This is a genomic window from Streptomyces sp. NBC_00557 (assembly GCF_036345995.1).
In the GTDB taxonomy this organism is placed as follows: Bacteria; Actinomycetota; Actinomycetes; order Streptomycetales; family Streptomycetaceae; genus Streptomyces.
In genome coordinates this window covers 1566522-1591819 of record NZ_CP107796.1, presented here as the reverse complement: position 1 = coordinate 1591819, position 25298 = coordinate 1566522, and the positions used below count along the sequence as shown (strand labels likewise).

The 25298-nt window shown below is 73.5% G+C and carries 28 protein-coding genes and 1 pseudogene; 20 read left to right on the top strand and 9 right to left on the bottom strand.

Annotated elements, in window-relative coordinates:
• Positions 1-15: 15 nt before the first annotated feature.
• The 4 genes from OG956_RS06305 (at position 16) to OG956_RS06290 (ending at position 5579) form a co-directional block, all read left to right on the top strand.
• On the top strand, positions 16-1968 hold the full coding sequence (locus tag OG956_RS06305; RefSeq protein WP_443065537.1) for a prolyl oligopeptidase family serine peptidase: 1953 nt from the start codon (positions 16-18) through the stop codon (positions 1966-1968).
• Positions 1965-2888, top strand: coding sequence for a S66 peptidase family protein (locus OG956_RS06300; protein ID WP_330336949.1), 924 nt, complete (start codon positions 1965-1967; stop codon positions 2886-2888). The genes OG956_RS06305 and OG956_RS06300 overlap by 4 nt, the downstream gene beginning before the upstream one ends.
• Positions 2889-2957: 69 nt before the next feature.
• On the top strand, positions 2958-3524 hold the full coding sequence (locus OG956_RS06295; RefSeq protein WP_330336948.1) for a GNAT family N-acetyltransferase: 567 nt from the start codon (positions 2958-2960) through the stop codon (positions 3522-3524).
• 63 nt (positions 3525-3587) lie between these two features.
• Complete coding sequence (locus OG956_RS06290; RefSeq protein ID WP_330336947.1) at positions 3588-5579, top strand: DUF5107 domain-containing protein; 1992 nt, start codon at positions 3588-3590, stop codon at positions 5577-5579.
• Positions 5580-5622: 43 nt separating this feature from the next.
• On the opposite strand, the gene OG956_RS06285 is transcribed toward OG956_RS06290, so the two are convergent.
• On the bottom strand, positions 5623-5970 hold the full coding sequence (locus OG956_RS06285; protein WP_330336946.1) for a VOC family protein: 348 nt from the start codon (positions 5968-5970) through the stop codon (positions 5623-5625).
• Between the two features lie 48 nt (positions 5971-6018).
• Complete coding sequence (locus OG956_RS06280; protein ID WP_330336945.1) at positions 6019-6972, bottom strand: LLM class F420-dependent oxidoreductase; 954 nt, start codon at positions 6970-6972, stop codon at positions 6019-6021.
• A gap of 175 nt (positions 6973-7147) precedes the next feature.
• Here OG956_RS06280 and OG956_RS06275 point away from each other — a divergent pair, with 175 nt between their 5' ends.
• The 13 genes from OG956_RS06275 (at position 7148) to OG956_RS06215 (ending at position 16883) form a co-directional block, all read left to right on the top strand.
• Positions 7148-8581 carry an NAD(P)/FAD-dependent oxidoreductase gene (locus OG956_RS06275; RefSeq protein WP_330336944.1) on the top strand — a complete coding sequence of 478 codons (1434 nt, stop codon included), beginning with the start codon at positions 7148-7150 and terminating at the stop codon, positions 8579-8581.
• Positions 8582-8652: 71 nt separating this feature from the next.
• Positions 8653-10500 carry a transketolase gene (locus OG956_RS06270; protein ID WP_330336943.1) on the top strand — a complete coding sequence of 616 codons (1848 nt, stop codon included), beginning with the start codon at positions 8653-8655 and terminating at the stop codon, positions 10498-10500.
• Positions 10497-11429, top strand: a complete 933-nt coding sequence (gene ligD / locus OG956_RS06265) for a non-homologous end-joining DNA ligase (RefSeq protein ID WP_330336942.1) — start codon at positions 10497-10499, stop codon at positions 11427-11429. The genes OG956_RS06270 and ligD overlap by 4 nt, the downstream gene beginning before the upstream one ends.
• 45 nt (positions 11430-11474) lie before the next feature.
• The gene (locus OG956_RS06260; protein WP_330336941.1) at positions 11475-11849 is read left to right on the top strand and encodes a gas vesicle protein GvpO; all 375 of its coding nucleotides are present in this window, start codon (positions 11475-11477) and stop codon (positions 11847-11849) included.
• 69 nt (positions 11850-11918) lie between these two features.
• Positions 11919-12344 (top strand): gas vesicle structural protein GvpA, encoded by a 426-nt coding sequence (locus OG956_RS06255; RefSeq protein WP_330336940.1) that lies wholly within the window; start codon positions 11919-11921, stop codon positions 12342-12344.
• Positions 12341-13111 carry a GvpL/GvpF family gas vesicle protein gene (locus OG956_RS06250; protein ID WP_330336939.1) on the top strand — a complete coding sequence of 257 codons (771 nt, stop codon included), beginning with the start codon at positions 12341-12343 and terminating at the stop codon, positions 13109-13111. Before OG956_RS06255 ends, OG956_RS06250 begins: the two co-directional genes overlap by 4 nt.
• A gap of 43 nt (positions 13112-13154) precedes the next feature.
• The gene (locus OG956_RS06245; RefSeq protein WP_330336938.1) at positions 13155-13418 is read left to right on the top strand and encodes a gas vesicle protein GvpG; all 264 of its coding nucleotides are present in this window, start codon (positions 13155-13157) and stop codon (positions 13416-13418) included.
• Positions 13415-14110: a DNA primase gene (locus tag OG956_RS06240; protein ID WP_330336937.1), complete on the top strand. Its 696-nt coding sequence runs from the start codon at positions 13415-13417 to the stop codon at positions 14108-14110. The genes OG956_RS06245 and OG956_RS06240 overlap by 4 nt, the downstream gene beginning before the upstream one ends.
• Positions 14107-15285, top strand: a complete 1179-nt coding sequence (locus OG956_RS06235; protein ID WP_330336936.1) for an SRPBCC family protein — start codon at positions 14107-14109, stop codon at positions 15283-15285. Before OG956_RS06240 ends, OG956_RS06235 begins: the two co-directional genes overlap by 4 nt.
• On the top strand, positions 15282-15632 hold the full coding sequence (locus OG956_RS06230) for a gas vesicle protein (RefSeq protein WP_330336935.1): 351 nt from the start codon (positions 15282-15284) through the stop codon (positions 15630-15632). Before OG956_RS06235 ends, OG956_RS06230 begins: the two co-directional genes overlap by 4 nt.
• Positions 15629-16399, top strand: coding sequence for a GvpL/GvpF family gas vesicle protein (locus OG956_RS06225; RefSeq protein WP_330336934.1), 771 nt, complete (start codon positions 15629-15631; stop codon positions 16397-16399). Before OG956_RS06230 ends, OG956_RS06225 begins: the two co-directional genes overlap by 4 nt.
• Complete coding sequence (locus OG956_RS06220; RefSeq protein ID WP_330336933.1) at positions 16396-16605, top strand: gas vesicle protein; 210 nt, start codon at positions 16396-16398, stop codon at positions 16603-16605. The genes OG956_RS06225 and OG956_RS06220 overlap by 4 nt, the downstream gene beginning before the upstream one ends.
• Entirely contained in the window at positions 16602-16883 is a 282-nt protein-coding gene (locus tag OG956_RS06215; RefSeq protein ID WP_330336932.1) for a gas vesicle protein K, read from the top strand. Before OG956_RS06220 ends, OG956_RS06215 begins: the two co-directional genes overlap by 4 nt.
• Positions 16884-16902: 19 nt before the next feature.
• On the opposite strand, the gene OG956_RS06210 is transcribed toward OG956_RS06215, so the two are convergent.
• The 3 genes from OG956_RS06210 to OG956_RS06200 all read right to left on the bottom strand — a co-directional run bounded on the left by OG956_RS06210 (position 16903) and on the right by OG956_RS06200 (position 19587).
• Positions 16903-17073 carry a hydrophobic protein gene (locus OG956_RS06210; RefSeq protein ID WP_330336931.1) on the bottom strand — a complete coding sequence of 57 codons (171 nt, stop codon included), beginning with the start codon at positions 17071-17073 and terminating at the stop codon, positions 16903-16905.
• 75 nt (positions 17074-17148) lie between these two features.
• On the bottom strand, positions 17149-17970 hold the full coding sequence (locus OG956_RS06205) for a class I SAM-dependent methyltransferase (RefSeq protein ID WP_330336930.1): 822 nt from the start codon (positions 17968-17970) through the stop codon (positions 17149-17151).
• A gap of 123 nt (positions 17971-18093) precedes the next feature.
• A complete protein-coding gene (locus OG956_RS06200) occupies positions 18094-19587 on the bottom strand; it encodes a bifunctional phosphatase PAP2/diacylglycerol kinase family protein (RefSeq protein WP_330336929.1) in 1494 nt (497 codons plus the stop codon).
• A gap of 103 nt (positions 19588-19690) precedes the next feature.
• Between OG956_RS06200 and OG956_RS06195 the strand changes: the two genes are divergently transcribed.
• Both OG956_RS06195 and OG956_RS06190 read left to right on the top strand, forming a co-directional pair.
• Positions 19691-20347 carry a histidine phosphatase family protein gene (locus tag OG956_RS06195; RefSeq protein WP_330336928.1) on the top strand — a complete coding sequence of 219 codons (657 nt, stop codon included), beginning with the start codon at positions 19691-19693 and terminating at the stop codon, positions 20345-20347.
• 76 nt (positions 20348-20423) lie between these two features.
• Positions 20424-22043, top strand: a complete 1620-nt coding sequence (locus OG956_RS06190; RefSeq protein WP_330336927.1) for an ABC-F family ATP-binding cassette domain-containing protein — start codon at positions 20424-20426, stop codon at positions 22041-22043.
• Between the two features lie 141 nt (positions 22044-22184).
• Here OG956_RS06190 and OG956_RS06185 read toward each other — a convergent pair whose 3' ends face one another.
• Positions 22185-23297, bottom strand: coding sequence for a baeRF2 domain-containing protein (locus OG956_RS06185; RefSeq protein WP_330336926.1), 1113 nt, complete (start codon positions 23295-23297; stop codon positions 22185-22187).
• A 72-nt stretch (positions 23298-23369) separates the two neighbouring features.
• On the opposite strand from OG956_RS06185, the pseudogene OG956_RS06180 reads away from it, so the two are divergent.
• Positions 23370-23652, top strand: a pseudogene (locus OG956_RS06180) (DUF6158 family protein); the annotation flags it as partial.
• A 106-nt stretch (positions 23653-23758) separates the two neighbouring features.
• Here OG956_RS06180 and OG956_RS06175 read toward each other — a convergent pair.
• Genes OG956_RS06175 through OG956_RS06165 form a run of 3 tightly spaced genes read right to left on the bottom strand, consistent with a single transcriptional unit; the run spans position 23759 to position 25292 of the window.
• Positions 23759-24301 carry a type 1 glutamine amidotransferase domain-containing protein gene (locus OG956_RS06175; RefSeq protein WP_330336925.1) on the bottom strand — a complete coding sequence of 181 codons (543 nt, stop codon included), beginning with the start codon at positions 24299-24301 and terminating at the stop codon, positions 23759-23761.
• Complete coding sequence (locus tag OG956_RS06170) at positions 24250-24918, bottom strand: diguanylate cyclase (protein WP_330336924.1); 669 nt, start codon at positions 24916-24918, stop codon at positions 24250-24252. Before OG956_RS06170 ends, OG956_RS06175 begins: the two co-directional genes overlap by 52 nt.
• A complete protein-coding gene (locus OG956_RS06165; RefSeq protein ID WP_330336923.1) occupies positions 24915-25292 on the bottom strand; it encodes a DUF2795 domain-containing protein in 378 nt (125 codons plus the stop codon). Before OG956_RS06165 ends, OG956_RS06170 begins: the two co-directional genes overlap by 4 nt.
• Positions 25293-25298: the final 6 nt, after the last annotated feature.

The following is a 25298-nucleotide window of genomic DNA, read 5'->3' as shown; positions in this document are numbered from 1 at the left end:
GGGATGGGGGACGAGATGATCACCACACCGTACGGTTCCTGGCCGTCGCCCGTCGACGCGGCCCTGGCCGCCGCGCACGACGGCCGGCCGGAGTGGACCGGATTCGTCGGGGACGAGACCTGGTGGACCGAGCCCCGGCCCACCGAGGGCGGCCGCCGCGCCCTGATACGGCGCCGCGCCGACGGCACCGAGGAGTCCGTGCTGCCCGCGCCCTGGAACGTGCGCAGCCGCGTCATCGAGTACGGCGGCCGGCCCTGGGCCGGGACCGTACACGACGGGCACCCCCTCGTCGTCTTCGTCCACTTCGCCGACCAGCGGCTCTGCCGGTACGAACCCGGCGCCGAGCCGCGCCCGCTCACCCCGGTGTCGGCCGTGGGCGGCGGGCTGCGCTGGGCCGACCCGCGCGTGGACCTTCAGCGCGGAGAGGTCTGGTGCGTGCTGGAGGAGTTCACCGGCGACGGCCCCAGTGACCTGCGGCGCGTCCTGGCCGCCGTGCCGCTGGACGGCTCGGCCGCCGAGGACCGGGGCGCCGTCCGGGAACTCACCGACGACCGGCACCGGTTCGTCACCGGGGCACGCCTCGCCCCCGACGGCCGGCGCGCCGCCTGGCTCGCCTGGGACCATCCGCGCATGCCGTGGGACGGCACGGAACTGCTCGTGGCCGACGTCGCCGACGACGGCACCCTGCACGACGTGCGGACCGTCGCCGGCGGACCCGAGGAGGCCGTCGCACAGGTGGAGTGGGACGCGGACGGCAGGCTCCTCTACAGCAGCGACCGCAGCGGCTGGTGGAACCTCTACCGCGACGGCACCCCGCTGTGCCCGCGCGAGGAGGAGTTCGGCGGCCCCCTCTGGCAGCTCGGGCTGCGCTGGTTCGCGCCGCTCGACAACGGGCTGATCGCGGTCGTCCACGGCAAGGGACCGGCCGTACTCGGCGTCCTGGACCCGGAATCCGGCGAGATCGTCGACGCCGCCGGCCCGTGGACCGAGTTCCCGGCCCATCTCGCGGCCCACGGCACCCGGGTGATCGCGGTCGGCGCCAGTCCGCGCACCGCCTACGAGGTGGTCGAACTGGACACCGCCACCGGCCGGGCCCGCGCGATCGGCGCCCGGCACCGGGACGCCGTCGACCCCGCGTACTACCCGGAGCCGCAGATCCGCGTCTTCACCGGCCCGGACGGCCGCGAGGTGCACGCCCACGTCTACCCCCCGCACCACCCCGGACACACCGCCCCCGACGGCGAGCTGCCGCCCTACGTCATCTGGGCGCACGGCGGCCCCACCAGCCGGGTGCCGCTCGTGCTCGACCTGGAGATCGCCTACTTCACCTCCCGCGGCATCGGCGTCGCCGAGGTGAACTACGGCGGCTCCACCGGATACGGCCGGGCCTACCGGGAGCGGCTGCGCGAGCAGTGGGGCGTGGTCGACGTCGAGGACTGCGCCGCCGTCGCCCGGGCCCTGGCCGGCGAGGGCACCGCCGACCCCGCCCGGCTCGCCGTCCGGGGCGGCAGCGCGGGCGGCTGGACCACCGCCGCCTCCCTGACCACCACCGACGTCTACGCCTGCGGCACCATCCTGTACCCGGTGCTGGACCTGACCGCCTGGGGCCCGGGGGACACCCACGACTTCGAGTCCCGCTACCTGGAGTCGCTGATCGGCCCCTACGCCGAGGTGCCCGCCCGGTACGCCGAGCGCTCCCCGGCCGCCCACGCCGACCGGCTCACCGCGCCCTTCCTGCTGCTCCAGGGCCTGGACGACGTGATCTGCCCGCCCGCCCAGTGCGAACACTTCCTCGCCCGGATCGCCGGCCGTGACGTGCCGCACGCCTACCTCACCTTCGAGGGGGAGGGGCACGGCTTCCGCCGGGCGGAGACCATGGTGCGCGCCCTGGAGGCCGAACTCTCCCTGTACGCCCAGGTGTTCAAGCTGGACGTGCCCGGCGTCCCGAGACTGGAGCTGCACACGTGAAGCAACTGACGCGGCCGGCGCGGCTGGCCCCGGGCGCCCGGGTGGCCGTCGTCGCCCCCAGCGGACCGGTGCCCGAGGAGCGCCTCCAGGCGGGGCTCGACGTGCTGCGCGGCTGGGACCTCGACCCGGTCGTGGCGCCCCATGTGCTCGACCGGCACACCGAGTTCGGCTACCTCGCCGGCCGCGACGCCGACCGCGCTGCGGACCTCCAGAACGCCTGGTGCGACCCGTCGGTGGACGCGGTGCTGTGCGCCCGCGGCGGATACGGCGCGCAGCGCATGGCCGACCTGCTGGACTGGGAGGCGATGCGGGCGGCCGGACCGAAGGTGTTCGTCGGCTTCAGCGACATCACCGCGCTGCACGAGGCCTTCGCCGCCCGGCTGGGCCTCGCCACGCTGCACGGGCCGATGGCGGCCGGCGTCGACTTCCTCAAGAACGCCGCGGCCCAGGAGCATCTGCGGGCCACGCTGTTCGCCCCGGAGACGGTGCGCACCATCGCCTCCCGCGGCACCGCCCTGGTGCCCGGCCGGGCGCGCGGCATCACCCTCGGCGGCTGTCTGAGCCTGCTCGCCGCGGAGCTGGGCACTCCGCACGCGCGCGCCTCGGCGGCCGGCGGGCTGCTGTGCCTGGAGGACGTGGGCGAGGAGACGTACCGGCTGGACCGGTATCTCACCCAGCTGCTGCGCGCGGGCTGGCTTCAGGGGGTGCGCGGGGTGCTGCTCGGCTCCTGGGAGGAGTGCTCCGCCTACGCCGAGGTGCGCCCGCTGCTCGCCGACCGGCTCGGCGCGCTCGGTGTGCCGGTGGCGGAGGAGTTCGGCTTCGGGCACTGCGCGGGCGCCCTGACGATCCCCTTCGGCGTGGCGGCCGAACTCGACGCCGACGCGGGCACGCTGACCCTGGAGGAGCCCGCGCTGCGCTGAACCGCGGCACGTACGCGGTGACCCGTCGCGCCGACGGCCCCGGCCGGAACGCCGTATTACCCTGGCCGGATGCCGCACACCGCGCCCCACTACCTCGCCGAGGGTCCCCGCGTCGCCATCCGCCACTTCACCCTCGAGGACGGCCCCGAGTTCACCGCGCGGGTCCGCGAGAGCAAGGACCTGCACCGGCCCTGGCTGTTCCCGCCGGACAACGAGCAGGCCTACGCCGCCTACACGCGCCCGCTGATCGAGGACCCCGCGAAGGCCGGCTTCCTGGTGTGCGAGAGGGACAGCGGGGACATCGCCGGATACATCAACATCAACAACATCGTGCGCGGCGCCTTCCAGTGCGGCGCCCTCGGCTACGGGGCCTTCGCGCACGCCGCCGGGCGCGGTCTGATGCGCGAGGGCCTCGGCCTGGTCGTCGACCACGCCTTCGGGCCGCTCGGGCTGCACCGGCTGGAGATCAACGTACAGCCCGGCAACACCGCCTCCATCGCGCTGGCGCGCGGTGCCGGCTTCCGGCTGGAGGGGTTCTCCCCGGCCATGCTCTTCGTCGACGGCGCCTGGCGCGACCACGAACGCTGGGCGCTCACCGTGGAGATGCGCGCCGGGACACGGGAGTCCACCGCCTGAGCACACCCTTTGCGCAATCCTGACCGGCACGTCCCCTGGCCGGGACGGCCCGCGCCGGGTTCCATGGTGATCGTGACGAGGATCCGACGTGAGGTACTGACGCTGCCCGCCGCGCCGTTGGGCCCGGACAACCCCCTGCCCCCGCTGCGCCCCCTCGACGAGGTCCACCGCATCGACGACCGGGACCGGGACGGCATGCCCAGGGACATGGCCCGCCAGCTGGGCTACGAGCCGCTGCGCAGCCTGCTCCCGGTCCGCGTCCGCGACGGCTACGGCAGAACCCGCGAGCCCCGCCCCCTAGACGCCCTGGTGATCGAGAACGACCGGCTGCGCGCCACCGTCCTGCCCGGCCTCGGCGGCCGCGTGGCCTCCCTGGTCCACCTGCCGACCGGACGCGAACTCCTCTATGCCAACCCGGTGTTCCAGCCCGCCAACTTCGCCCTCAACGGCGCCTGGTACTCCGGCGGCATCGAATGGAACATCGGCGCCACCGGCCACACCACCCTGTCCTGCGCACCCCTGCACGCCGCCCGCGTCCCGGCCCCGGACGGCGGGGAGATGCTGCGCCTGTGGGAGTGGGAGCGGCTGCGCGACCTGCCCTTCCAGGTCGACCTGTGGCTGCCCGACGGCTCCGACTTCCTCTACGTCGGCGTCCGCGTCCGCAACCCGCACGAGCGGCCGGCGCCCACGTACTGGTGGTCCAACATCGCGGTGCCGGAGGAGTGCCGGGTCCTGGCCCCCGCCGAGGAGGCCTGGCTCCCCCACTGCCTTAAGGGCGTGGGAGGTACCCCCATCGGCTACGAGCGCCGGCTGCGCAGGGTCCCCGTCCCGTCGTACGACGGCATCGACCGCACCTACCCCCTCAACAGCCCCTACGCCGCCGACTACTTCTACGAGGTGCCGGACGGCCGCCGCCGCTGGATCGCCGCGCTGGACGCCGGCGGCCACGGGCTGGTGCAGACGTCCACCGACACCCTGCGCGGCCGCAAGCTGTTCGTGTGGGGCCATCTGCCCGGCGGCCGGCGCTGGCAGGAGTGGCTCACCGAACCCGGCACCGGAGGCTACTGCGAGATCCAGGCCGGGCTCGCCCGCACCCAGCTGGAACACGTCCGGCTGGAGGCGGAGAGCGAGGTGTCCTGGCTGGAGGCGTACGGCCCGCTCGACGCCCCGCCCGAGGGGGAGTGGGACCGGGTGGTGCGGGACGCCGAGGAGCGCCTCGAGTCCGTCCTGCCCCGGGCCCGCGTCGAGGAGGCGTACGCGGCGTGGCAGCCGTGCGCCGACACCGAGCCCGGCGAGATCCTGGCCGCCGGCTCCGGCTGGGGGGCGCTCGAAGTGCTGCGCGCGGACTGGAAGCTGCCCGGCACCCCGTTCCCCGAATCCACTCTCGGCGAGGCCCAGGCGCCGTGGCGGGAACTGCTGCGCACCGGCTCACTGCCGGAGCCGCGCCGGGTGCGGCCGCCGGGCGAGACCCTCGTCGCCCCGCACTGGCGGGACATGCTGGAGACCGCGCCCGCCACCCCGCACACCGAGTACCACCTCGGAGTCGCCCAGTGGCACGCCGGCGACCGCGCGCAGGCGGTCCGCAGCTGGGAGCGCGCCCTCGGACTCGCCCCGTCCCTGTGGCCGCTGCTGCGCTGCCTGGCCGTGGCCGACCAGGAGGCCGGCCACCACGAGCGGGCCGCCGACCGGTGCGCGGACGCCTTCGACGACCTGTGCCGCGAGCGGCGCGACGACGGCGAGGCGTGGACGGCCGCCGTGGCCGCGCTCGGCCGGGAGGCCCTCGAGGCGCTGCTCCGGGTGCGGCGGACGGCCGAGGCGCGCGCGGTCTTCGACCGGCTGCTGCCCGCCGTCCGCGAGCGCGGCCGCTTCCGGCTCCTGGAGGCCGGGCTGCTGCTCGCGGAGGGCCGGCCCGCCGAGGCCCGGGCGGTGTTCGACGCCGGGTTCGAGGTGGCCGACCTGCGGGAGGGCGAGGAGGCGCTGGGCCGGCTGTGGTCCCGGCTCACGGACGAGCCCCTTCCCGCCCGCTACGACTTCCGGATGCCCGACGCGCCCTGACGGGGTGCCCTGACAGGGTGCTCTGCCGGGGTTTTCGACGGGCTCAGCCGCGCTGGTCGACGTACTCGAACACCGACCCGTCCGGGTGCATGGCGAGGAGATTGCGGCCCACCGGCGTCGGCACCGGACCCGCGAGGATCCGGGCGCCGAGCTCCGTCAGCAGCCGGTGGGCCTCCTCGACGTCCTTCACCGCGATGGTCGCCGCCACCTTGCGCAGGATCTCCAGCTCCTCCTCCGGCCCGCTCATCAGCAGAAAGGAGCCGATCGCGGCCACCTGCACCCCGCCGCGCTCGAACCGCAGGGCTCTGCCGGCGGCGAGCCGCTCGTAGAACGGGATCGCGGTATCGAGGTCGTCGACGCAGATGCGCAGCGAGGCGCCCAGAATCTCCATGCGCCAGAGCCTAGTTGGACCGGGCGGACGTGTGCAGGGCACCGCGGATCAGGGCAGCTGCGGCAGCACCTTCGTCCGGTAGAAGTCGAAGAACCCCTGCTGATCGGGCCCGATCTGGTTCACATACACCCGGTCGAACCCGGCGTCGGCGAACGACTTCAGCACGGCCACGTGCTGGTCGGCGTCGTCCCCGCACACGACCTTCTCCCGCACCATGTCCTCGGTGACCAGCTCGTGGAGCTGCTCGAAGTGCCGCGGCGACGGCAGCACCTGGCCCATCTCGCCGGGCAGCAGCTCGTTGTACCAGAGCCGGTGCACCGTACGGACGCACTCCTCGCGGTCGGTGCCGTAGCACACCTTCGTCCCGCCGCTGACCGGCTTCGCGCCGCCGCCGCCCTTGCGGAACCGAGTCACCATCTCGTCGTCCGGCATCATGCTGATGTACCCGTCGCCCACCCGGGCGGCCAGCGAGATCGCCTTCGGGCCGAATCCGGAGATGTCGATGGGGACCGGCTCGTCCGGGACGGTGTAGAGGCGGGCGTTCTCCACGGTGTAGTGGGTGCCGCGGTGGTTGACCTCCTCGCCGGTGAACAGCCGGCGCATCACCTGGATGGCCTCCTCCAGCATCTCCAGGCGCACGTGCGTCGGCGGCCAGCGGTCGCCCAGGATGTGCTCGTTCAGCGCCTCGCCGGTGCCCACGCCCAGCCGGAAGCGGCCCCCGGTCATCACCGCGCTGGTCGCCGCGGCCTGCGCCGTCACCGCCGGGTGCATCCGCACGGTCGGACAGGTCACCGCCGTCTCGATCGGCAGGGACACCGCCTCCGACAGGGCGCCGATCACGGACCACACGAACGGGCTCTGCCCCTGCGCGTCGTTCCACGGGTGGAAGTGGTCGGAGATCCACAGCGCCCGGAATCCGGCCTGCTCGGCCATCCGGGCCTGCTCGACGAGCGCGGCCGGGCTGTGCTCCTCGCTCGCCAGGAAATAGCCGTACTCGGGCATGGAAAGCACCTCCGCGTGATCCGGTCCGGGCCCGGGTAACCGGGGCGCACGGCACAAAACGCGGAGCGGCGTTCGGGTGCCGCGGGGCGCGTACGGGTGACCCGCCCGGCGTTTGGGTGCCCCGGCCCCGGTTACGCGGAAAGCCTCGGACGAGCCGCACCGCCGGAGGCGCACCGTGAGCCGACCTCATGTCGTGATCGTCGGCGCCGGGTTCGCCGGGTACCGGGCCGCCCGCACACTGGCCCGGCTGACCCGGGACCGGGCCGACGTCACGTTGCTGAACCCGACCGACTATTTCCTGTACCTGCCGCTGCTGCCCCAGGTCGCCGCCGGCAGCCTGGAGGCCCGCAGGGTCACCGTGTCGCTGCCGGGCACCCTGCGCGGGGTGCGGATGGTGCTCGGCGAGGCGGACCACGTCGACCTCGACGCCCGCACCGTGCACTACGCCGACCCGGAGGGCGGCATCGGCACCCTCGGCTACGACCGGCTGGTGCTCGGCGTCGGCAGCGTCCACAAGCTGCTGCCCGTGCCCGGGATCGCCGAGCACGCGCACGGCTTCCGCGGGCTGCCCGAGGCGCTGTACCTGCGCGACCACGTGACCCGCCAGGTGGAGCTGGCCGCCACCGAGGACGACCCGAAGGTCTGCGCGGCCCGCTGCACCTTCGTCGTGGTGGGCGCCGGCTACACCGGCACCGAGGTGGCCGCGCAGATGCAGCTGCTCACCGACCGGCTGGCGCGCCGGCACCGGCTGCCCGTCCGGCCGCGCTGGATCCTGCTGGACGTGGCGCCACGGGTGCTGCCGGAGCTGGCCGAGCGGCTGTCCCGCACCGCCGACCGGGTGCTGCGGGGGCGGGGCGTCGACGTGCGGATGGGCACCTCGGTGAAGGAGGCCACTCACGACGGGGTGCTGCTCACCGACGGGGAGTTCGTGCCGTCCCGGACGCTGGTGTGGTGTGTCGGGGTACGGCCCGACCCGCTGGTGGAGGCGGTCGGACAGCCGCTGGAGCGGGGCCGGCTGATCGTCGACCCGTATCTGCGGCTGCCGGGCCGGCCCGAGGTGTTCGCCTGCGGGGACGCGGCCGCCGTACCGGACCTGGAGCAGCCCGGGTCGTTCACCCCGATGACGGCCCAGCACGCCTGGCGGCAGGGCCGGGTGGCCGGGGAGAACGTGGCCGCCTCGCTCGGCCTCGGCAGGCGCCGGCGGCCGTACCGCCATCGCGACCTGGGCTTCGCGGTCGACCTGGGCGGGGCGCGGGCCGCCGCCAACCCGTTCGGCGTCCCGCTGTCCGGCCCGGCGGCCGGCGCGGTCACCCGCGGCTACCACCTGGCCGCGCTGCCCGGCAACCGGATCCGGGTGGCCGCGGACTGGCTGCTGGACGCCGTACTGCCGCGCCAGGGCGTCCAGTTGGGCCTCGTACGGTCCTGGTCGGTGCCCCTGGACTCGGCGTCCCCCGAGCTGCCGCGCGTCCCCGGCGGACCGGAGGGGAAACAGGGACGTGAACGGGCGGCGCAGCCGCCCGCCGCCGGGCACGAGCCCGGCGACCACCCCGCCCCCGGCCCGGTCAGGCGCACCGATCCCCCGGCGCCCGGGGAGCCGGCCGACGGGTGACCCCGCCCACTGTGCCCGGCCGCCCGGCTCCTTCGGGGCCGTACCCCCCTCGACTCATCACAAGGAGATCCATGAACACCGACGAACTCGTCGAACTCGGACAGCAGTTGCGCGTGGACAGCGTGCGGGCGTCCGCCGCCGCGGGGTCCGGGCATCCCACGTCCTCGATGTCCGCCGCCGATCTGATGGCCGTGCTGCTCGCCCACCATCTGCGCTACGACTTCGAACGCCCCGAGCACCCCGCCAACGACCGGTTCGTGCTGTCCAAGGGGCACGCCTCACCGCTGCTGTACGCCGCCTACAAGGCGGCCGGGGCGATCGAGGACGGCGAGCTGCTCACCTTCCGGGGGCTCGGCAGCCGGCTGGAGGGGCATCCGACGCCCCGGCGGCTGCCCTGGGTGGAGACGGCCACCGGCTCCCTCGGCCAGGGCCTGCCGGTCGGCGTGGGCATCGCCCTGGCCGGCAAGCGCCTGGACCGCACCGGGTACCGGGTGTGGGTGCTGTGCGGGGACAGCGAGCTGGCGGAGGGCTCGGTCTGGGAGGCCGCCGAACACGCCGGGCACGAGCACCTGGACAACCTGATCGTCATCGTCGACGTCAACCGGCTCGGCCAGCGCGGGCCCACCCGGCACGGGCACGACCTGGACGCCTACGCCCGCCGCTTCCAGGCCTTCGGCTGGCACACCGTCGAGATCGACGGCCACGACGTCGACAAGATCGACCGGGCCTACGGCGAGGCGCTGTCCACGGCCGGGCAGCCCGTGGCGATCCTCGCCCGCACCCTCAAGGGCAAGGGCGTCGCCGCCGTCGAGGACCTCGAGGGCCACCACGGCAAGCCGCTGCCCGACGCCGAGGAGGCCGTCGCCGAGCTCGGCGGGCCGCGCTCCCTGCACGTGCGGGTGCACGAGCCGCCGGCCGCCGCCGCGCTGCGCGACCTGACCACCGAGGTGCTCCAGCTGCCGCGCTACGACCAGGGCGACCAGGTGGCCACCCGGGACGCCTTCGGCGCGGCCCTCGCCGCGCTCGGCAGCGCCCGCGGCGATGTCGTCGCCCTGGACGGCGAGGTCGGCGACTCCACCCGCACCGAGGAGTTCGCCAAGGCCCATCCGGACCGCTTCTTCGAGTGCTACATCGCCGAGCAGCAGCTGGTCGCCGCAGCCGTCGGCATGGCCGCCCGGGGCTGGCTGCCGTACGCCTCGACGTTCGCCGCGTTCCTCACCCGCGCCCACGACTTCGTGCGGATGGCGTCCATCAGCGGCTCCGGCATCAACCTGGTCGGCTCGCACGCCGGCGTCGCCATCGGCCAGGACGGGCCCTCGCAGATGGGCCTGGAGGACCTGGCGATGTTCCGCGCCGTGTACGGCTCGACCGTGCTGTACCCGTGCGACGCCAACCAGACCGCCCGGCTGGTCGCGGCCATGGCCGGCCTCGACGGGATGCGCTATCTGCGCACCTCACGCGGCAAGACCCCGGTGCTCTACGGCCCCGACGAGGAGTTCCCGGTCGGCGGCAGCAAGACGCTGCGGGAGAGCGAGGAGGACCGGCTGACGGTCGTCGCGGCCGGGGTCACCGTGCCCGAGGCGCTGACCGCGGCCGACCGGCTGGCCGAGAACGGCATCCGGGTCCGGGTGATCGACCTGTACTCGGTCAAGCCCGTCGACGCGGACACGCTGCGCCGGGCCGCCGAGGAGACCGGCTGCCTGCTCACCGTGGAGGACCACCACGCCGAGGGCGGCCTCGGCGACGCGGTCGCGGAGGTCTTCGCCGACGGCCGTCCCGTGCCCCGGCTGGTCCGGCTCGCGGTGCGCACCATGCCGGGCTCGGCCGCGCCCGACGAGCAGCTGCACGCGGCCGGCATCGACGCAGCGGGCATCACGGCGGCGGCGAAACTCCTGGTCGAGGAGGCGGTCGTGCGATGAGCGGCGACGCGCGGTCCATACGGGCGGGCCGCCGCACGGTGCGGATCCAGCGGCCGGGGAAGGTCCTCTTCCCCGGCGGCTCCGGCGCCAAGGAGTACACCAAGGGCGACCTCGCCGACTACTACCGGTCCGTCGCACCGGCCATGCTGCCGCATCTGCGGGGCCGCCCGCTGATGCTGGAGCGGTATCCCGACGGCATCGACGCCCAGCGGTTCATGCAGAAGAACGTCCCGGAGCACTACCCGGACTGGATCACCCGCGCCGTGGTCGCCAAGGAGGGCGGCACGGTCACGCACGCCGTCTGCGACGACACCGCCACCCTTCTCTACCTGGCCGACCAGGCCTGCATCACCCTGCACCGCTGGCTGTCGCGCACCGACCGGGCCGGCGGCACGGACCACCCCGACCAGCTCGTGTTCGACCTCGACCCTCCCGGCGACGACTTCTCCCCGGTGCGCGAGGCGGCCGGCCGGCTCAAGGAGCTGCTGGACGACCTGGAGCTGCCCGCCGCCCCCATGACCACCGGCTCGCGCGGACTCCACGTCGTGGTCCGCCTCGACGGCCGCGCCGGCTTCGACGAGGTCCGCGAATTCGCGCGCGCCGCCGCCGGGTTGCTGGCGTCCCGATACCCGGACCGGTTCACCACCGCAGCCCGCAAGGACGCCCGCGGCGACCGTCTCTACCTCGACGTGCAGCGCAACGCCTACGCCCAGACCGCCGTCGCCCCCTACACCGTCCGCGCCCGCCCCGGCGCCCCCGTCGCCGTACCGCTGTCCTGGGACCAGCTGGACGATCCCGGGCTCGACGCCCGCCGCTGGACCCTCGCCGACGCCGCCGAACAGGCCCGCACCGACCCCTGGGCCGGCCTGCCGGGCCGGGGCCGCTCGCTGGGCCCCGCCCGGCGCCGGCTGGAGGACCTCGGCTCCTGAAGGTTTGGCCATGGGATGAGGGGCCACCCGCAGAGGGAGGTGGCCATGTCGAACACAAAGAACACATCCCAGTCACCAAGCTCACAAGAAGACCAAGATTCACAGGAGTCACACGCCACGGACGAGCGCAGCACGGCGGACGAGCGACGGCCCACGCCCATGGAAGTACTGCGCGGGGCGCGCGCCCAGCTCGCCGAACTCACCGGACTCGCCCCCGAATCGGTGACCTCCTTCGAGCAGACCGAGGACGGATGGACGCTCGAGATGGAGGTCCTCGAACTCGCACGGGTCCCGGACACCATGAGCCTGATGGCGAGCTACCTGGTCGAACTCGACCAGCAGGGCCTGATCACCGGGTACCGGCGCGTCCAGCGCTACGAACGCGGGCGGTCCGACGCACGTCGGCCCGGCGGCCGCTAGGCCGCCGCACCGCCCGCCGCGCCTGTGAGCGCCCGTGACCCCGACCGACAACGAGGAGGAACGGCCGGCATGACCGTTGTCCCGGCACAGCAGACCGGAGGCGGAGGCGGCACCAGCGGCCTCTACGACGTACTGGAACTGGTTCTGGACAGGGGACTGGTGATCGACGCGTTCGTGCGCGTCTCCCTGGTCGGTATCGAGATCCTGAAGATCGACGTGCGGGTCGTCGTGGCCAGCGTCGACACCTACCTGCGCTTCGCCGAGGCGTGCAACCGCCTCGACCTCGAGGCCGGACCCAGCAAGAGCCCCGGGCTGCCCGAGATCGTGGGCGAGGTCACCGAGTCCGGAGCCCAGGGCAAGTCGAAGGGAGCCCTGTCCGGCGCCGCCGAGACCATATCCGACGCCTTCAAGCAGGCCCGCGGCGAACGCGACCAGGAAGAGGCCGAGCGGCCGCGTCCCCGCAAGACGGTGCGCCGTAAGGAGGAGCAGGAGTGAGCACGTACGTCTACGGAATCACCGCCCGGTCGCACCCGGCCCTCCCCGAGGGCATGGCCGGGATCGGGGAGCCGCCCCGACCGGTGCGTGTGATCAGTGCCGGCGATCTGGCGGCCGTGGTCAGCGACGCCCCCGAGGACCTGCGCCCCAAACGCCGCGACCTGCTCGCCCACCAGAACGTGCTCGCCGAGACCGGCGCGGCCGGCTGTGTGCTGCCGATGCGCTTCGGCAGCGTCTCGCCGGACGACGACACCGTCGCCCAGGTGCTGACGGAGCGGGCCGAGCACTATCTGGAGCGGCTGCGCGAACTGGACGGCAAGGTCGAGTACAACGTCAAGGCCACCCACGTCGAGGACGCGGTCCTGCACCGTGTGATGGCCGAGAACGCCGAACTGCGCGCGCTCGCCGAGGCCAACCGGAAGGCGGGCGGCGGCACGTACGAGGACAAGGTGCGGCTCGGCGAGATGGTCGCCACCGCCGTGAAGGCCAAGGAGACCGAGGACGCCGACGAGGTGCAGAACCTGCTCGAGCCGTCCGCCGCCGCGGTGGCCGTGGGGCCGGAGTCCACCGGCTGGCTGATGAACGTGTCGTTCCTGGTCCCGCGCACCGCGGCCGAGGACTTCCTCGCCGCCGTGGAGGCGGTCCGCGAGAGCCACCCCCACCTGGAGCTGCGCGTCAACGGGCCGCTGCCGCCGTACAGCTTCGTCGAGCCCGGCCCCGCCGAGCCCGCCGGCAGCACGGCCGGCGCCGGACACGGCGCACCGTGACGGGCCCGGGCTCGTACGGACCCGGACGGAAGGGAGGAACACCGTGGGACTGATCAGCGAGGTCCTGCTGCTGCCGTTCGCGCCGGTGCGGGGCAGCGCGTGGGCGATCAGGCAGGTGCTCCGTGAGGCGGAACGGATCTACTACGACCCCGCCACCGTACGGGCCGAGCTGGCTCGCCTCGAAGAACAGCTGGAGGCGGGCGAGATCACCGACGAGGAGTTCGACCGGCGCGAGGACGAACTGCTCGACCGGCTGGAGATCGCCCTGCACTCCGCCGACACCACTGGCGACGGGACGACACGATGAACCGTGCGGCACTGGGTCTCGCCCTGGGAGCGGGATACCTCCTGGGGCGTACCAGGAAACTGAAGATGGCCATGGCGGTCGGCTCCGTCGTGGCGGGCAAGAAGCTGAACCTGACCCCGCGGGGTGTGGCTCAGCTGGTCAACCAGCAGCTGCGGGACAACCCGCAGTTCAAGGAGATCGGCGACCAGCTGCGCCAGGACCTGCAGGGCGTCGGCAAGGCCGCGTCCGGGGCCCTGGTCGAGCGGCAGATGACCGCGCTCGCCGACCGGCTGCACAGCCGCACCGAGCGGGTGCGGGGCCAGGTCTCCGGATCGGTGCCCGGCACCGGCTCGAAGAACGAGCAGGAGACCGGCGAGGACGAGGAGCAGGAGACCGGCGAGGACGCGGAGCGCGGGGAGAGCCGCGAGGACTCCGCCGATCGCGAGTCCGGGACGGGCGACCGGGCGGGCGACGCGGACGAAGGCCGCGAGGACGAGCAGCGTGGTGAGCGCCCGGCCAAGAAGGCCGCGCAGAAGAAGGCGCCCGGCCGCAAGGACGGGGAGCGCGGTGCCGCTGCCCGCAAGACGGCCGCCAAGAAGACGGCCAAGAAGACCGGTGCGGCCCGCAAGACGGCCGCGAAGCAGACGGCAGGGGCCGGAAGCGCCGCCCGCGGCGGCCGTTCCCGGCCGGCGAAGGGCGGTGACGACCGATGACCGAAGCCCTCCGATCGGCCACCGGCGCGGCCGGACGGGCCACGGGAGCGGCCGGCAAGGCCACCGGCACCGCGTCGGACCTGGCCGGCCCGCTCAAGGACCTCGCCCACAGCGAGGCCGCCGACCGCCTGAAGGCGGAGGCGCAGGAGTACCTGGGCGCACAGGCCCAGCGCATGCTGGTCGGCCTCGGCCGCAAGCTCGGCGAGACCACCGGCAAGCTCAACGACATCGCCGAGGGCAGGAGCCCGGGCTTCGCCAAGCTGGCGCTCGACGGCGGGCGCAAGCTCGCCGAGGGCAAGGGCCCGCTGCGCACGGCACTGGAACTCGGGGCATCGCGCGCCAAGGACAACGTGATGGGCGCGGTCAAGAGCCTCGGGGGCGGCGGAAAGGGGAAGAAGAAGGGCGGCGGCAACAAGCCGACCGTCATCATGGAGTCCATCGACGTGGGCGTCCCGGTGCGCACGGCCTACGACCAGTGGACCCAGTTCCAGGACTTCAGCAGCTTCGCCAAGGGCGTCAAGAGCGCGAGCCGCGCCGACGACACCCACTCCGACTGGCAGGCGAAGATCTTCTGGTCCAGCCGCAGCTGGAAGGCCACCACCACCGAGCAGGTCCCGGACCAGCGCATCGAGTGGACCTCGGAGGGCGCGAAGGGCAGCACCAAGGGCGTGGTCACCTTCCACCCGCTCGGCGAGAACCTGACCCGCGTCCTGCTGGTCATCGAGTACTACCCGAGCGGCTTGTTCGAGAAGACCGGCAACATCTGGCGCGCCCAGGGCCGCCGGGTCCGGCTGGACCTGAAGCACTTCGCCCGCTTCGTCACGATGAAGGGCGAGGTGGACGAGGGCTGGCGCGGCGAGATCCGCGACGCCGAGGTCGTCCGCAGCCACGAGGACGCCGTGGCCGAGGAGGAGGAAGAGCAGCGCAAGGAGTCCGAGGAGCCCGCCGGCGAGGAGGAAGAGGGCGAAGAGGCCGAGGAAGAAGAGGGCGAGGACACCGGCTACGAGGCCGAGGACGAGGACGAATACGAGGACGAGGAGGAAGGCGGCGAGGAGGGCGCCGGGGAGGAGTCCGACGAGTACGAGGACGAGGCCGGAGAGCCCTATGAGGGCGAGGAGGAAGAGGAGTACGAGGAGGAAGAGCCCGAGTACGCCGAGCGCGGGAGCCGTCGATGACGACACCGAACCGGGCGGCGCCGGGCCGGTTCCCCGAGCCCTATGGGCAGGGCTCGGGGGCCAACCTCGCCGACATCCTCGAACGGGTGCTCGACAAGGGCATCGTCATCGCGGGCGACATCCGGATCAACCTGCTCGACATCGAACTTCTCACCATCAAGCTGCGGCTGATCGTCGCGTCGGTGGACAAGGCCAAGGAGATGGGTATCGACTGGTGGGAGAGCGACCCGGCGCTCTCCTCCCGCGCCCGCCGCGACGAGCTGACCCGGGAGAACGCGGAGCTGAGAGCGCGGCTGGAGCGGCTGGAGGCGCTGGAGCACGGCCGTGAACCGAGGGAGGCACCATGACAGGGCTGCGCTACGTCTACGCCGTCTGCCGCCCCTTCGAGACCCCCCTGCAGTCACAGCTGACCGGCGTCGGGGGCGCGCCTCCGGCGCTGCTGCACCACCACGGGCTGGTCGCGGTCGTCAGCCAGGTCCCGGAGGCCGACTTCGGCGAGGAGGCCCTCAAGGCCCACCTGGAGGATCTGGACTGGCTGTCCGCCACCGCCCGCGCGCACCAGGGGGTGATCGACGCGCTCACCACGGTCACCACACCGCTGCCGCTCCGGCTCGGAACCGTGTTCCGGGACTGCAGCGGGGTGCGCACCATGATCGAGGCCCGCGAGGACGACTTCCGGCGCACCCTGGACCGGCTGGAGGGCCGGGTGGAGTGGGGCGTCAAGCTGTATCTGGAGCCCGAGCCCGCCGAGCAGGCCGAGCCCGCCCCCGAGGCCGCCGCGCGGCCCGCGAGCGGCCGGGACTATCTGCGCCGGCGCCGCGAGAGCAGCCGGGCGCAGGAGAGCCGGTGGCAGCGGGCCGAGGCCTTCGCCCACTCGCTGCACGAACTCCTCTCCCGGCACGCCGAGGACTCCCGGCTGCACGCACCGCAGAATTCCGCGCTGGCCACGGAGCCCGGCCGGAACATTCTCAACGCCGCTTATCTGGTGCCCCGTAAGGAGTGCGAGGAATTCGTGGAACTGGTGGACCGCACCAAGGACGAGGAACCCGGAATCCGGGTGGAACTCACCGGTCCCTGGGCCGCTTATTCGTTCGTGGGGGAGGCGGCGCCGTGACCGTTGTCGAACGGCGCGAGATCGCACTCGTCGACCTTCTGGACCGACTGCTCGCGGGGGGCGTCGTCATCACCGGCGACATCACCCTGCGGATCGCGGACGTCGACCTGGTCCGGATCGATCTGAACGCGCTGATCAGCTCGGTGAACGCCTCCGTCCCCTCGCCTTTCGAGCTCCCCGCCGGCCGCCGTGAGGAGGGCCTGTGACCCCCCGCAACCACCTCGACCTGGACCCCGAATCCGTCGAGCGCGAACTGGTGAAACTGGTGCTGACGGTGGTGGAACTGCTGCGGCAGCTGATGGAACGCCAGGCCCTGCGCCGCGTCGACACGGGTGAGCTGACCGAGGAGCAGGAGGAGCGCATCGGGCTCACCCTGATGCTGCTGGCCGAGCGCATGGCGGAACTGCGCGAGCACTACGGACTGCGGCCCGAGGACCTGAATCTGGACCTCGGGCCGCTCGGACCGCTGCTGCCCCGCGACTAGCCGGGGGCGCTCCGCTCACTCACCACCGATACCAGCGGCCCCTGCCGCCCGCCTCGGTGGTGCTGCGGACCAGGAAGCCCAGCAGCCAGATCACCAGCACTGCCAGGGCGACCCACCAGAGAACCTTTACAGCAAATCCGACGCCGAAAAGAATGAGCGCCAGAAGCAGTACCAGAAGGATGGGAACCATAGTGTGAACCTCCTGCGATCCGTGTTTCCCGAATTTCGCGGATCAGGCTTCTTTCCGGCGCACTGTTTCCATGTATCAGACAGCTTTACGGCACAGAATCTCCCCGTGCAGCACCGCGAACCAGGCGTCGTCCCGCCGGCCCCACTCCCGCCAGGCCTCGGACACGGCCGCCAGCTGTTCCGGGGTGGCGTGACCGCCGCCCACGGCCCGCTCGGCGTACGCCGAGGCCAGGGTGCGGTCCGCCCACAGGCCGCTCCACCAGGCCCGCTCCTCGGGCGTGGCGAAGGTCCACGTGCTGGAGGTGGCGGTGATGTCCGTCAGCCCGGCGGCCAGCGCCCACGCCTTCAGCCGGCGCCCGGCGTCCGGCTCGCCGCCGTTGCCGCGGGCCACCCGCTCGTACAGGTCCAGCCAGTCGTCCAGGCCCGGCAGCGCGGGGTACCAGGTCATCGCCGCGTAGTCCCCGTCGCGTACCGCGACGAACCCGCCCGGCTTCGTCACCCGGTGCATCTCGCGCAGCGCCTGCACCGGGTCGCCGACGTGCTGCAGCACCTGGTGGGCGTGGACCACGCAGAAGGTGTCGTCCGGGTAGTCCAGGGCGTGCACGTCGGCGACCGCGAAGTCCACGTTCGTCAGACCCCGCCCGGCGGCGGTGGCCCGGGCCCGCTCCAGGACGTCAGGCGCGTGGTCGACCCCGGTGACATGGCCGTCCGGGACCCGTTCCGCCAGGTCGGCCGTGATGGTGCCGGGCCCGCATCCGATGTCCAGGATCCTCATGCGGGGCTTGAGGACGCCCAGCAGATAGCCCGCGGAGTTCTCCGCGGTCCGCCAGACGTGCGACCGCAGCACCGACTCGTGGTGCCCGTGCGTGTAGACGGCGGTCTCCCGTGCCTTCGGCATGGCTGTTCCCCTTCACCCTCGTCACCGCTGGTACGCCCCACCGTACGCGCGCATGCCGAATGTTGAGACCGCTGTTTTGCATAATGGACTGATGTGTAGTCAGGTGGGAGCGCTGACCTTTCGTCAGGACCCGGTGGTGAGCGGGCGGTAGACGGTCAGCGCCTCCGGCAGCTTCTCCACGGTGACCTCGCCCGACACGGCCGTCACCTCGCCGTCGTACGCCAGCGGGGTGCCCGGTGCGAGGCCGGTCAGCCGGAGCCGTTTCACCTGCACCGCCGCGTGCCCGGGGGAACCGGTCAACGGGCCCGCCGCGGCCGCCGCCAGCAGCCGCAGCGCGGGCCGCCGGCCGCCGTGCACCACCCGCACGTCCAGCAGCCCGTCCGCGAGATCGGTACGGCGGCCGGGCGCGAGCCCCATCCGGTGGTAGACCCCGTTGCCCACGAACAGCAGCCACAGCGGCCGCCGCGTACCGTCCAGCTCCACCTCCAGCGGATGCCGGTCCGCGCGCAGTACCCGCAGCGCGGCCAGCAGCCCGGCCGGCCAGCCGCCGATCCGGCGCGACCAGCGGGTGCGCACCCGCACCAGCTCCGGATAGACGCCCAGGCTCAGCGTGTTCAGGAACACGCCCTCGCCGTCGCCGGTGACGTACCGGACCGCGTCCACCCGCACCGCCTCGCCGTGCCGGACCGCACGGGCCAGGTCACGCTCGTCCTCCACGCCCAGGTCGAGCGCGAAGTGGTTGAGGGTTCCGCCGGGCAGCACCGCGAGCGGCAGGCCGTGCCGCAGCGCGATCCGCGCGGCCGTGTTCACCGTGCCGTCGCCCCCGCACACGCCCAGCACCCGGGCCCGGTCCGCGGCCTTCGTCAGCGCGTCGCCGACGTCGTCCGGCGCGCACTCCACGATCTCCGCCCGCGGCAGTGCGTCGCCGAGCGCGCGCACCCGGTCCGCCGTCCCCGAGGCCCGGTTGACGACCATCACCAGACCCTCGCCCTCCGGCAGCGCGGGCACCTCGGCCCGCGACCGGACCCCGTGCCGCGCCGGTGCACGGGTCGGCACCAGCCGCCGTACCAGGAGGGCCGCGCCCGCGCCGAGGGCCGCCCCCGCCAGCACGTCGCTCGGGAAGTGCACCCCCGTGTACACCCGGGAGGCCGCCACCGAGAACGCCACCGGCGCCACCGCGGCGCCCCACGCCGGGGACTCCAGGGCCACGCCGGTCGCGAACGCCGCCGCCGACGCCGCGTGCCCCGACGGGAAGGACGTGGTGATCGGCTGCCGCTTCAACTGGCGCACCAGCGGTACCGGGTCCAGCACCGGCCGGGCCCGGCGCACCGAGCGCTTGCCGACCGTGTTGATGGCCAGCGAGGCCACGCCGAGCGAGGCCAGGCCGCGGACGGCGGCACGGCGGGCCCTCGGGGTGCGGACCGCGGCCATCGCCGCGGCCGTCGCGAACCACAGCACCCCGTGGTTGGCCCCCCGGCTCAGGCGGGGCAGCACCCGTTCGGCGCCGGGCCAGTGCCAGGCGGCCGCCGCCTCGAACAGCCGGCCGTCCAGGTCCAGCAGCCGGCACAGCGGGCTGCGCTTCGTCATGCGCGCGGTCAGGTCCACATCTGGGCTCATGAGGTGCGGTTACCCTGAAGTGCCCGTTCCTTGTGCCCGCCCGCGCCGGGGCCGTGCGCGTCCGTGCCGGGCGCCCGGCCGGCGCCGTAAGGAGTCCCCGCGCATGCGCCTGCTCCTCGTCCGACACGGCGAGACCCCGTCCAACATCGGCCACCTGCTGGACACCGCCGTGCCGGGCCCCGCGCTGACGCCGCTCGGCGAGGCGCAGGCCGCCGCACTGCCGAAGGCGCTCGCCGGCGAGGACATCGAGGCGCTGTACGCCTCCACCCTGCTGCGCGCCCGGCTCACCGCCGCGCCGCTGGCCGCCGAGCGGGGCCTGGAGGTGATCGTCCGGGACGGCATCCGCGAGGTGTCCGCCGGCGACCTGGAGATGCTGCCCGGCGAGTCGGCCGAGGGCCGCGTGTACATGCGCACGATCTTCGCCTGGGCGGCCGGCGACACCGCGGCGCGCATCCCCGGCGGGGAGAACGGCGAGGAGGCCCTGGCCCGGTACGACGCCGTGACGGCCGAGGCCGCCGCGAGCGGCGCCCGCACCGTCGCGATGGTCAGCCACGGCGCCGCGATCCGCATGTGGACCGCCGCCCGCGCCGCCAACGTCGACGTCGCCTTCGCCGCCGCCCACCCGTTGAGCAACACCGGCGTCGTCGTCCTGGAGGGCTCCCCGTCCGACGGCTGGAAGGCCCTGTCCTGGGAGGGCGCCGCCGTCCAGCCCGCCGGAGAGACGGGGCCGACGGGGGAGCCGGTGGACACGGCGAGGTAGTGCGGGGGAGTGCTGACGGCGGGCCGGCCGATAAGCGTTTGCCCGGCACCGGCGCCGCCCCGGAGAATCCCTGCCCATGGGACATCTGGAAGCCGCGCACCTCGAGTACCACCTCCCCGACGGCAGGACCCTGCTCGGGGATGTGTCCTTCCGGGTGGCGGAAGGGTCCACCGCCGCGCTGGTGGGCCCGAACGGCGCGGGCAAGACGACCCTGCTGCGGCTGCTCTCCGGTGAGCTGAAACCGCACGCCGGGACCGTCGCCGTCAGCGGCGGCCTCGGCGTGATGCGCCAGTTCGTGGGCTCCGTACGGGACGAGACGACCGTACGGGACCTGCTCGTGTCCGTCGCCCCGCCCCGGATCCGCGAGGCGGCGAAGGCCGTCGACGAGGCCGAGCACGCCATCATGACCGTCGACGACGAAGCCGCCCAGCTGGCCTACGCGCAGGCCCTCGCCGACTGGGCCGAGGCCCGCGGCTACGAGGCCGAGACGCTGTGGGACATGTGCACCACGGCCGCGCTCGGCGTGCCGTACGAGAAGGCACAGTGGCGCCAGGTGCGCACCCTCTCCGGCGGCGAGCAGAAACGCCTCGTGCTGGAGGCGCTGCTGCGCGGCACCGACGAGGTGCTGCTGCTCGACGAGCCGGACAACTACCTCGACGTGCCCGGCAAGCGGTGGCTGGAGGAACAGCTCAGGCAGACCCGCAAGACCGTCCTGTTCGTCTCCCACGACCGCGAACTCCTCGCCCGCGCCGCCGAGCGGATCGTCTCCGTGGAGCCCGGCCCGGCCGGCGCCGACGCCTGGGTGCACGGCGGCGGCTTCGCCACCTACCACGAGGCCCGCCGCGAACGCTTCGCCCGCTTCGAGGAGTTGCGCCGCCGCTGGGACGAGAAACACGCCCAGCTGAAGAAGCTGGTCCTGAACCTGCGGCAGGCCGCCGCCGTCAGCCACGAGATGGCCTCCCGGTACGCCGCCGCCCAGACCCGGCTGCGCAAGTTCGAGGAGGCCGGCCCGCCGCCGGAGCCGCCCCGCGAGCAGGACATCACCATGCGCCTGAAGGGCGGCCGCACCGGCGTACGGGCCGTCACCTGCACGGGACTGGAACTGACCGGCCTGATGCGCCCCTTCGACCTGGAGGTCTTCTACGGCGAACGCGTCGCGGTCCTCGGCTCCAACGGCTCCGGCAAGTCCCACTTCCTGCGGCTGCTGGCCGGCGAGGACGTCGCGCACACGGGCCGGTGGAAGCTGGGCGCACGCGTCGTACCGGGGCACTTCGCGCAGACCCATGCGCATCCCGAACTCCGCGGCCGCACCCTGCTCGACATCCTGTGGCAGGAACACGCACAGGACCGCGGCGCGGCCATGTCCCGGCTGCGCCGCTACGAGCTGACCGGGCAGGCCGAGCAGACCTTCGATCGGCTCTCCGGCGGCCAGCAGGCCCGGTTCCAGATCCTGCTGCTGGAACTGGCCGGCGCGACGGCGCTGCTGCTGGACGAGCCGACCGACAACCTCGACCTGGAGTCCGCCGAGGCCCTGCAGGAGGGCCTCGAGGCGTTCGAGGGCACGGTCCTCGCCGTCACCCATGACCGCTGGTTCGCCCGCTCCTTCGACCGCTACCTCGTTTTCGGCGCCGACGGACGCGTGCGTGAGACGGCGGAACCGGTGTGGGACGAGCGCCGGGTCGAGCGGGTCCGTTAGGAGCACGGGCCTCTCGCCGTCGGGGCGCGGGCCGTACCGCGTGTGCCGGTCCGTCGTGGGGGCTCGCGCCCACACGGCGGAGCCGCACATCGGTACCGCCCCGCGCCCCTCGCCCGTGCGTCCGGTGCCGTGACGGTGAGGTCACTTCCAGCGCAGCAGTGCGCCCAGGCCGCCCGCGAGCTCGTCACCGGTGTCCTCCAGCACCGGCGTCAGCGACATCACCGGTGCGCCGGTGACCGCGGCCGCCCGGACCAGGGCGTCGTCCGCGCGGGCCTGCCACGCCTGGCGCTCGCCGATGGCCTTCAGCTCCTCCCGGCGGGCCGCCAGCTGGTCGGGGTCCTCGCCGATCCACACCTCGCGGCGCGTGTCGGGCGCGTCCGGGCGGATCAGCAGCTCGGCCAGCCGGTGCTCGCGCGCCGCCTCGATCAGCCGCGGCAGCCCGTCGACGGCCGCCGCCCGCTGCTCCTCGTCCGGCGTCCGCGCCGCCCGGAACCGCTCCACCTCCGCCAGGACCCGCTGCCGTACGTGCTCGGCGCGAATCTCCTCCACCTCCTGCGGCAGCAGGTTGCTGTCCTTGCCGCGCGAGGTCTCCATCACCCGGTCCTGCAGCGCCTTCGGCAGCTGCTCGTGCACCGACCTGCGCTCGCGGTCGTCCCCGCACAGGATCAGCAGGTCGGCGCCGGTCTCCTCCTGACACGAGGCCAGCGCCTCGGCGACCTCGCGGGCGTTGTGCTCCCAGGTGTCCTCCACCTTCAGCTGGAAGTGCCGCTCGGACCAGTCCGAGGCCTTCGACCGGTGCATCGGCCACTGCCGGCCCGTCACCTGCCCGGCCTCCTCGTGCAGCAGCGCGCTGCGCAGCTCGATCCGGGCCCCGGTCCGGTCGATGTAGGCCACCAGCGACAGCGGGTCCTCGCCGGCCAGGTCCAGCAGGGGCGTCACCCGCGGCAGCGGACCCCAGTACGCCTCGGCGTCCTGCGGACCCCGCGTCAGCGGCACCTCCAGGACCACCTCGCCGTCCCGGGCGAACACCGCCCGGCCGTACGGCTCGGGCGAGCGCTGCAGCGCGTCCAGGGCGTCGTGCACCGCCCGGCACGTGGGCTCGTCCGCACCCTGCCGGGCCAGCTCCCGGGCGACCGCTTCCGCGTTCAGATGACGCCGTTGCTGCTGGTCCTCCGTGTGCAGGGAGGTGTCGACGTATGCGGAGGCCCAGGACCCCGGATGTTCGTACAGTGGATTCAGGAACGCCAGCTCCATGGATTCCTCCCGGAAACCGCTCGGGGGCAGTGCCTTGCCTGCCGGGCGGGTACCCGGACCGGGACCCACGGACACGGACACGACGAGCGGGGTACCAATGACCGGAGTCGACCCCAGCCGGCTGGACGACCAGCAGCTCATGAAGGAGCTGGAGACGATCCACCGCACGCGCCACGACACCCTCCTGTACGGCTCGAACGACGCGCTGCGGACCCACAACGAGCGCATGGCGCAGCTGGAGGGCGAGTATCTGCGCCGCAACCCGCGCCGCCTGGTGAGCGCGGCCCGCACCCGGGAGGGCGCCCGGGAACGGCGGTGCGGCGAGGAGGCGACTCCGGAGGCCTCCGGCACCTGAGGCGCGGCCTGGACCCGGACCTGAAAGAGGGGGCCGGCCCGCACGGGCCGGCCCCCTCTCTTCCGTTTCTCTCTCGCTCTTCCGGTTCTCTCCCGGATACGGCGGTTCAGCCGGGATCCCCGGCGAACACGTGCACGAACGCGTCGCAGAACGCCTTCAGATCGTCCGGCTTGCGGCTCGTGACCAGCACGTTCGGGCCGTGGTCGCAGATCTTCACCTGCTCGTCCACCCAGGTGCCGCCCGCGTTGCGGATGTCCGTCCGCAGGCTCGGCCACGAGGTCAGCACCCGGCCCCGTACGACGTCCGCCTCCACCAGCGTCCACGGCGCATGACAGATCGCCGCGACCGGACGGCCCCGCTCGAAGAACTCCTTCACGAACGCCACGGCCTTGTCGTCCATCCGCAGGAAGTCCGGATTGGCCACCCCGCCGGGCAGCACCAGACCACCGAACGAGGCGGCCGAGGCCTCGCCCACCACCTCGTCCACGTCGAACGTGTCCCCCTTGTCGAGATGGTCGAAGGCCTGGAGCTTCCCCGGCTTCGTCGACACCAGCACCGGCTCGTGCCCGGCGTCCGAGGCCGCCTTCCACGGCTCGGTCAGCTCGACCTGCTCGACACCCTCCGGTGCCGCCAAAAACGCGATACGCATGACTTCCGATCTCCCTTCCGTTTCCGTGCGGCCCGTCGGCACCGCAGCAGCTCCTCGCCGTACGGCAGCACCACGCACAGGCCGACGGCCAGGCCGATGCCCGCCAGATAACCGGGTGACAGCGGACGCCGGCGCGGCAGCAGCCGCCAGGCGTCCGGGTCCCCGCGGCCTCCCCGCACCAGCGACCGCACCTGGTCGGCGTGCAGGCACATCAGCGAGGCGAGCGCGCCGAACGGCAGCGACTCCAGGAAGCTGTGGATGTGCTGCTCCACCGGCCGGACCTCCCGGTCGCTGTCGACGGCCGTCCTGACGTCCCACAACGCCGTCGCCTCGTGCACCAGCGCGCCCGCCAGCAGCAGGCTCAGCAGCCGGGGATTGACCCGGTAGCGCAGAGTCAGCATGATCGGCACGCCGACCTCGGCCATCATCAGCGCGTGGATGAGGGACTCCTTCGTCCCCGCCGTCTCCTCGATGCGGGTGCGCCGGTGCATCGCCCAGTCGGCGAGCCCCGGCGCGAACCAGCCGGGCAACAGCCCGTACAGCAGGAACCTGGTGGTCGCCACGTCGGCGTCGACAGCGGCGCCCTGTGCGATCTCGGCCGCCTGGCCCTGCCTCATGCGCCCCCCACCAGAGCCTCGGCGAGCTGCTGGACGTTCTCGTACCGCGCCGACTGCGGCAGCCGGGCCACCGCGTCGACCAGCGTGCCGGGCGCGTTCTGCCGGCGGAGCATCCGGGCCAGGTCCCGCGCGGTCGCCGGGAAGGAACCCCGGCTCAGGGTGCGGGCCAGCTCCGAGCGCACCCGCTCCAGCGACGCCGGCGCGCCCAGGCCGCCCACGGGTCCGCTCCACACCTCCGGGTCGTCGTCCGCGGCCGGTTCCGGGTCGTGCCACTCCTCGACCCGCGTCGGATGCCCGGACCTCAGCAGTCCCTTCAGCTCGTGCTTCATCTCGTCGTCCCGGTGGACGTTGAGCCGGTCACTGCCTCGCTGCATGTCTTC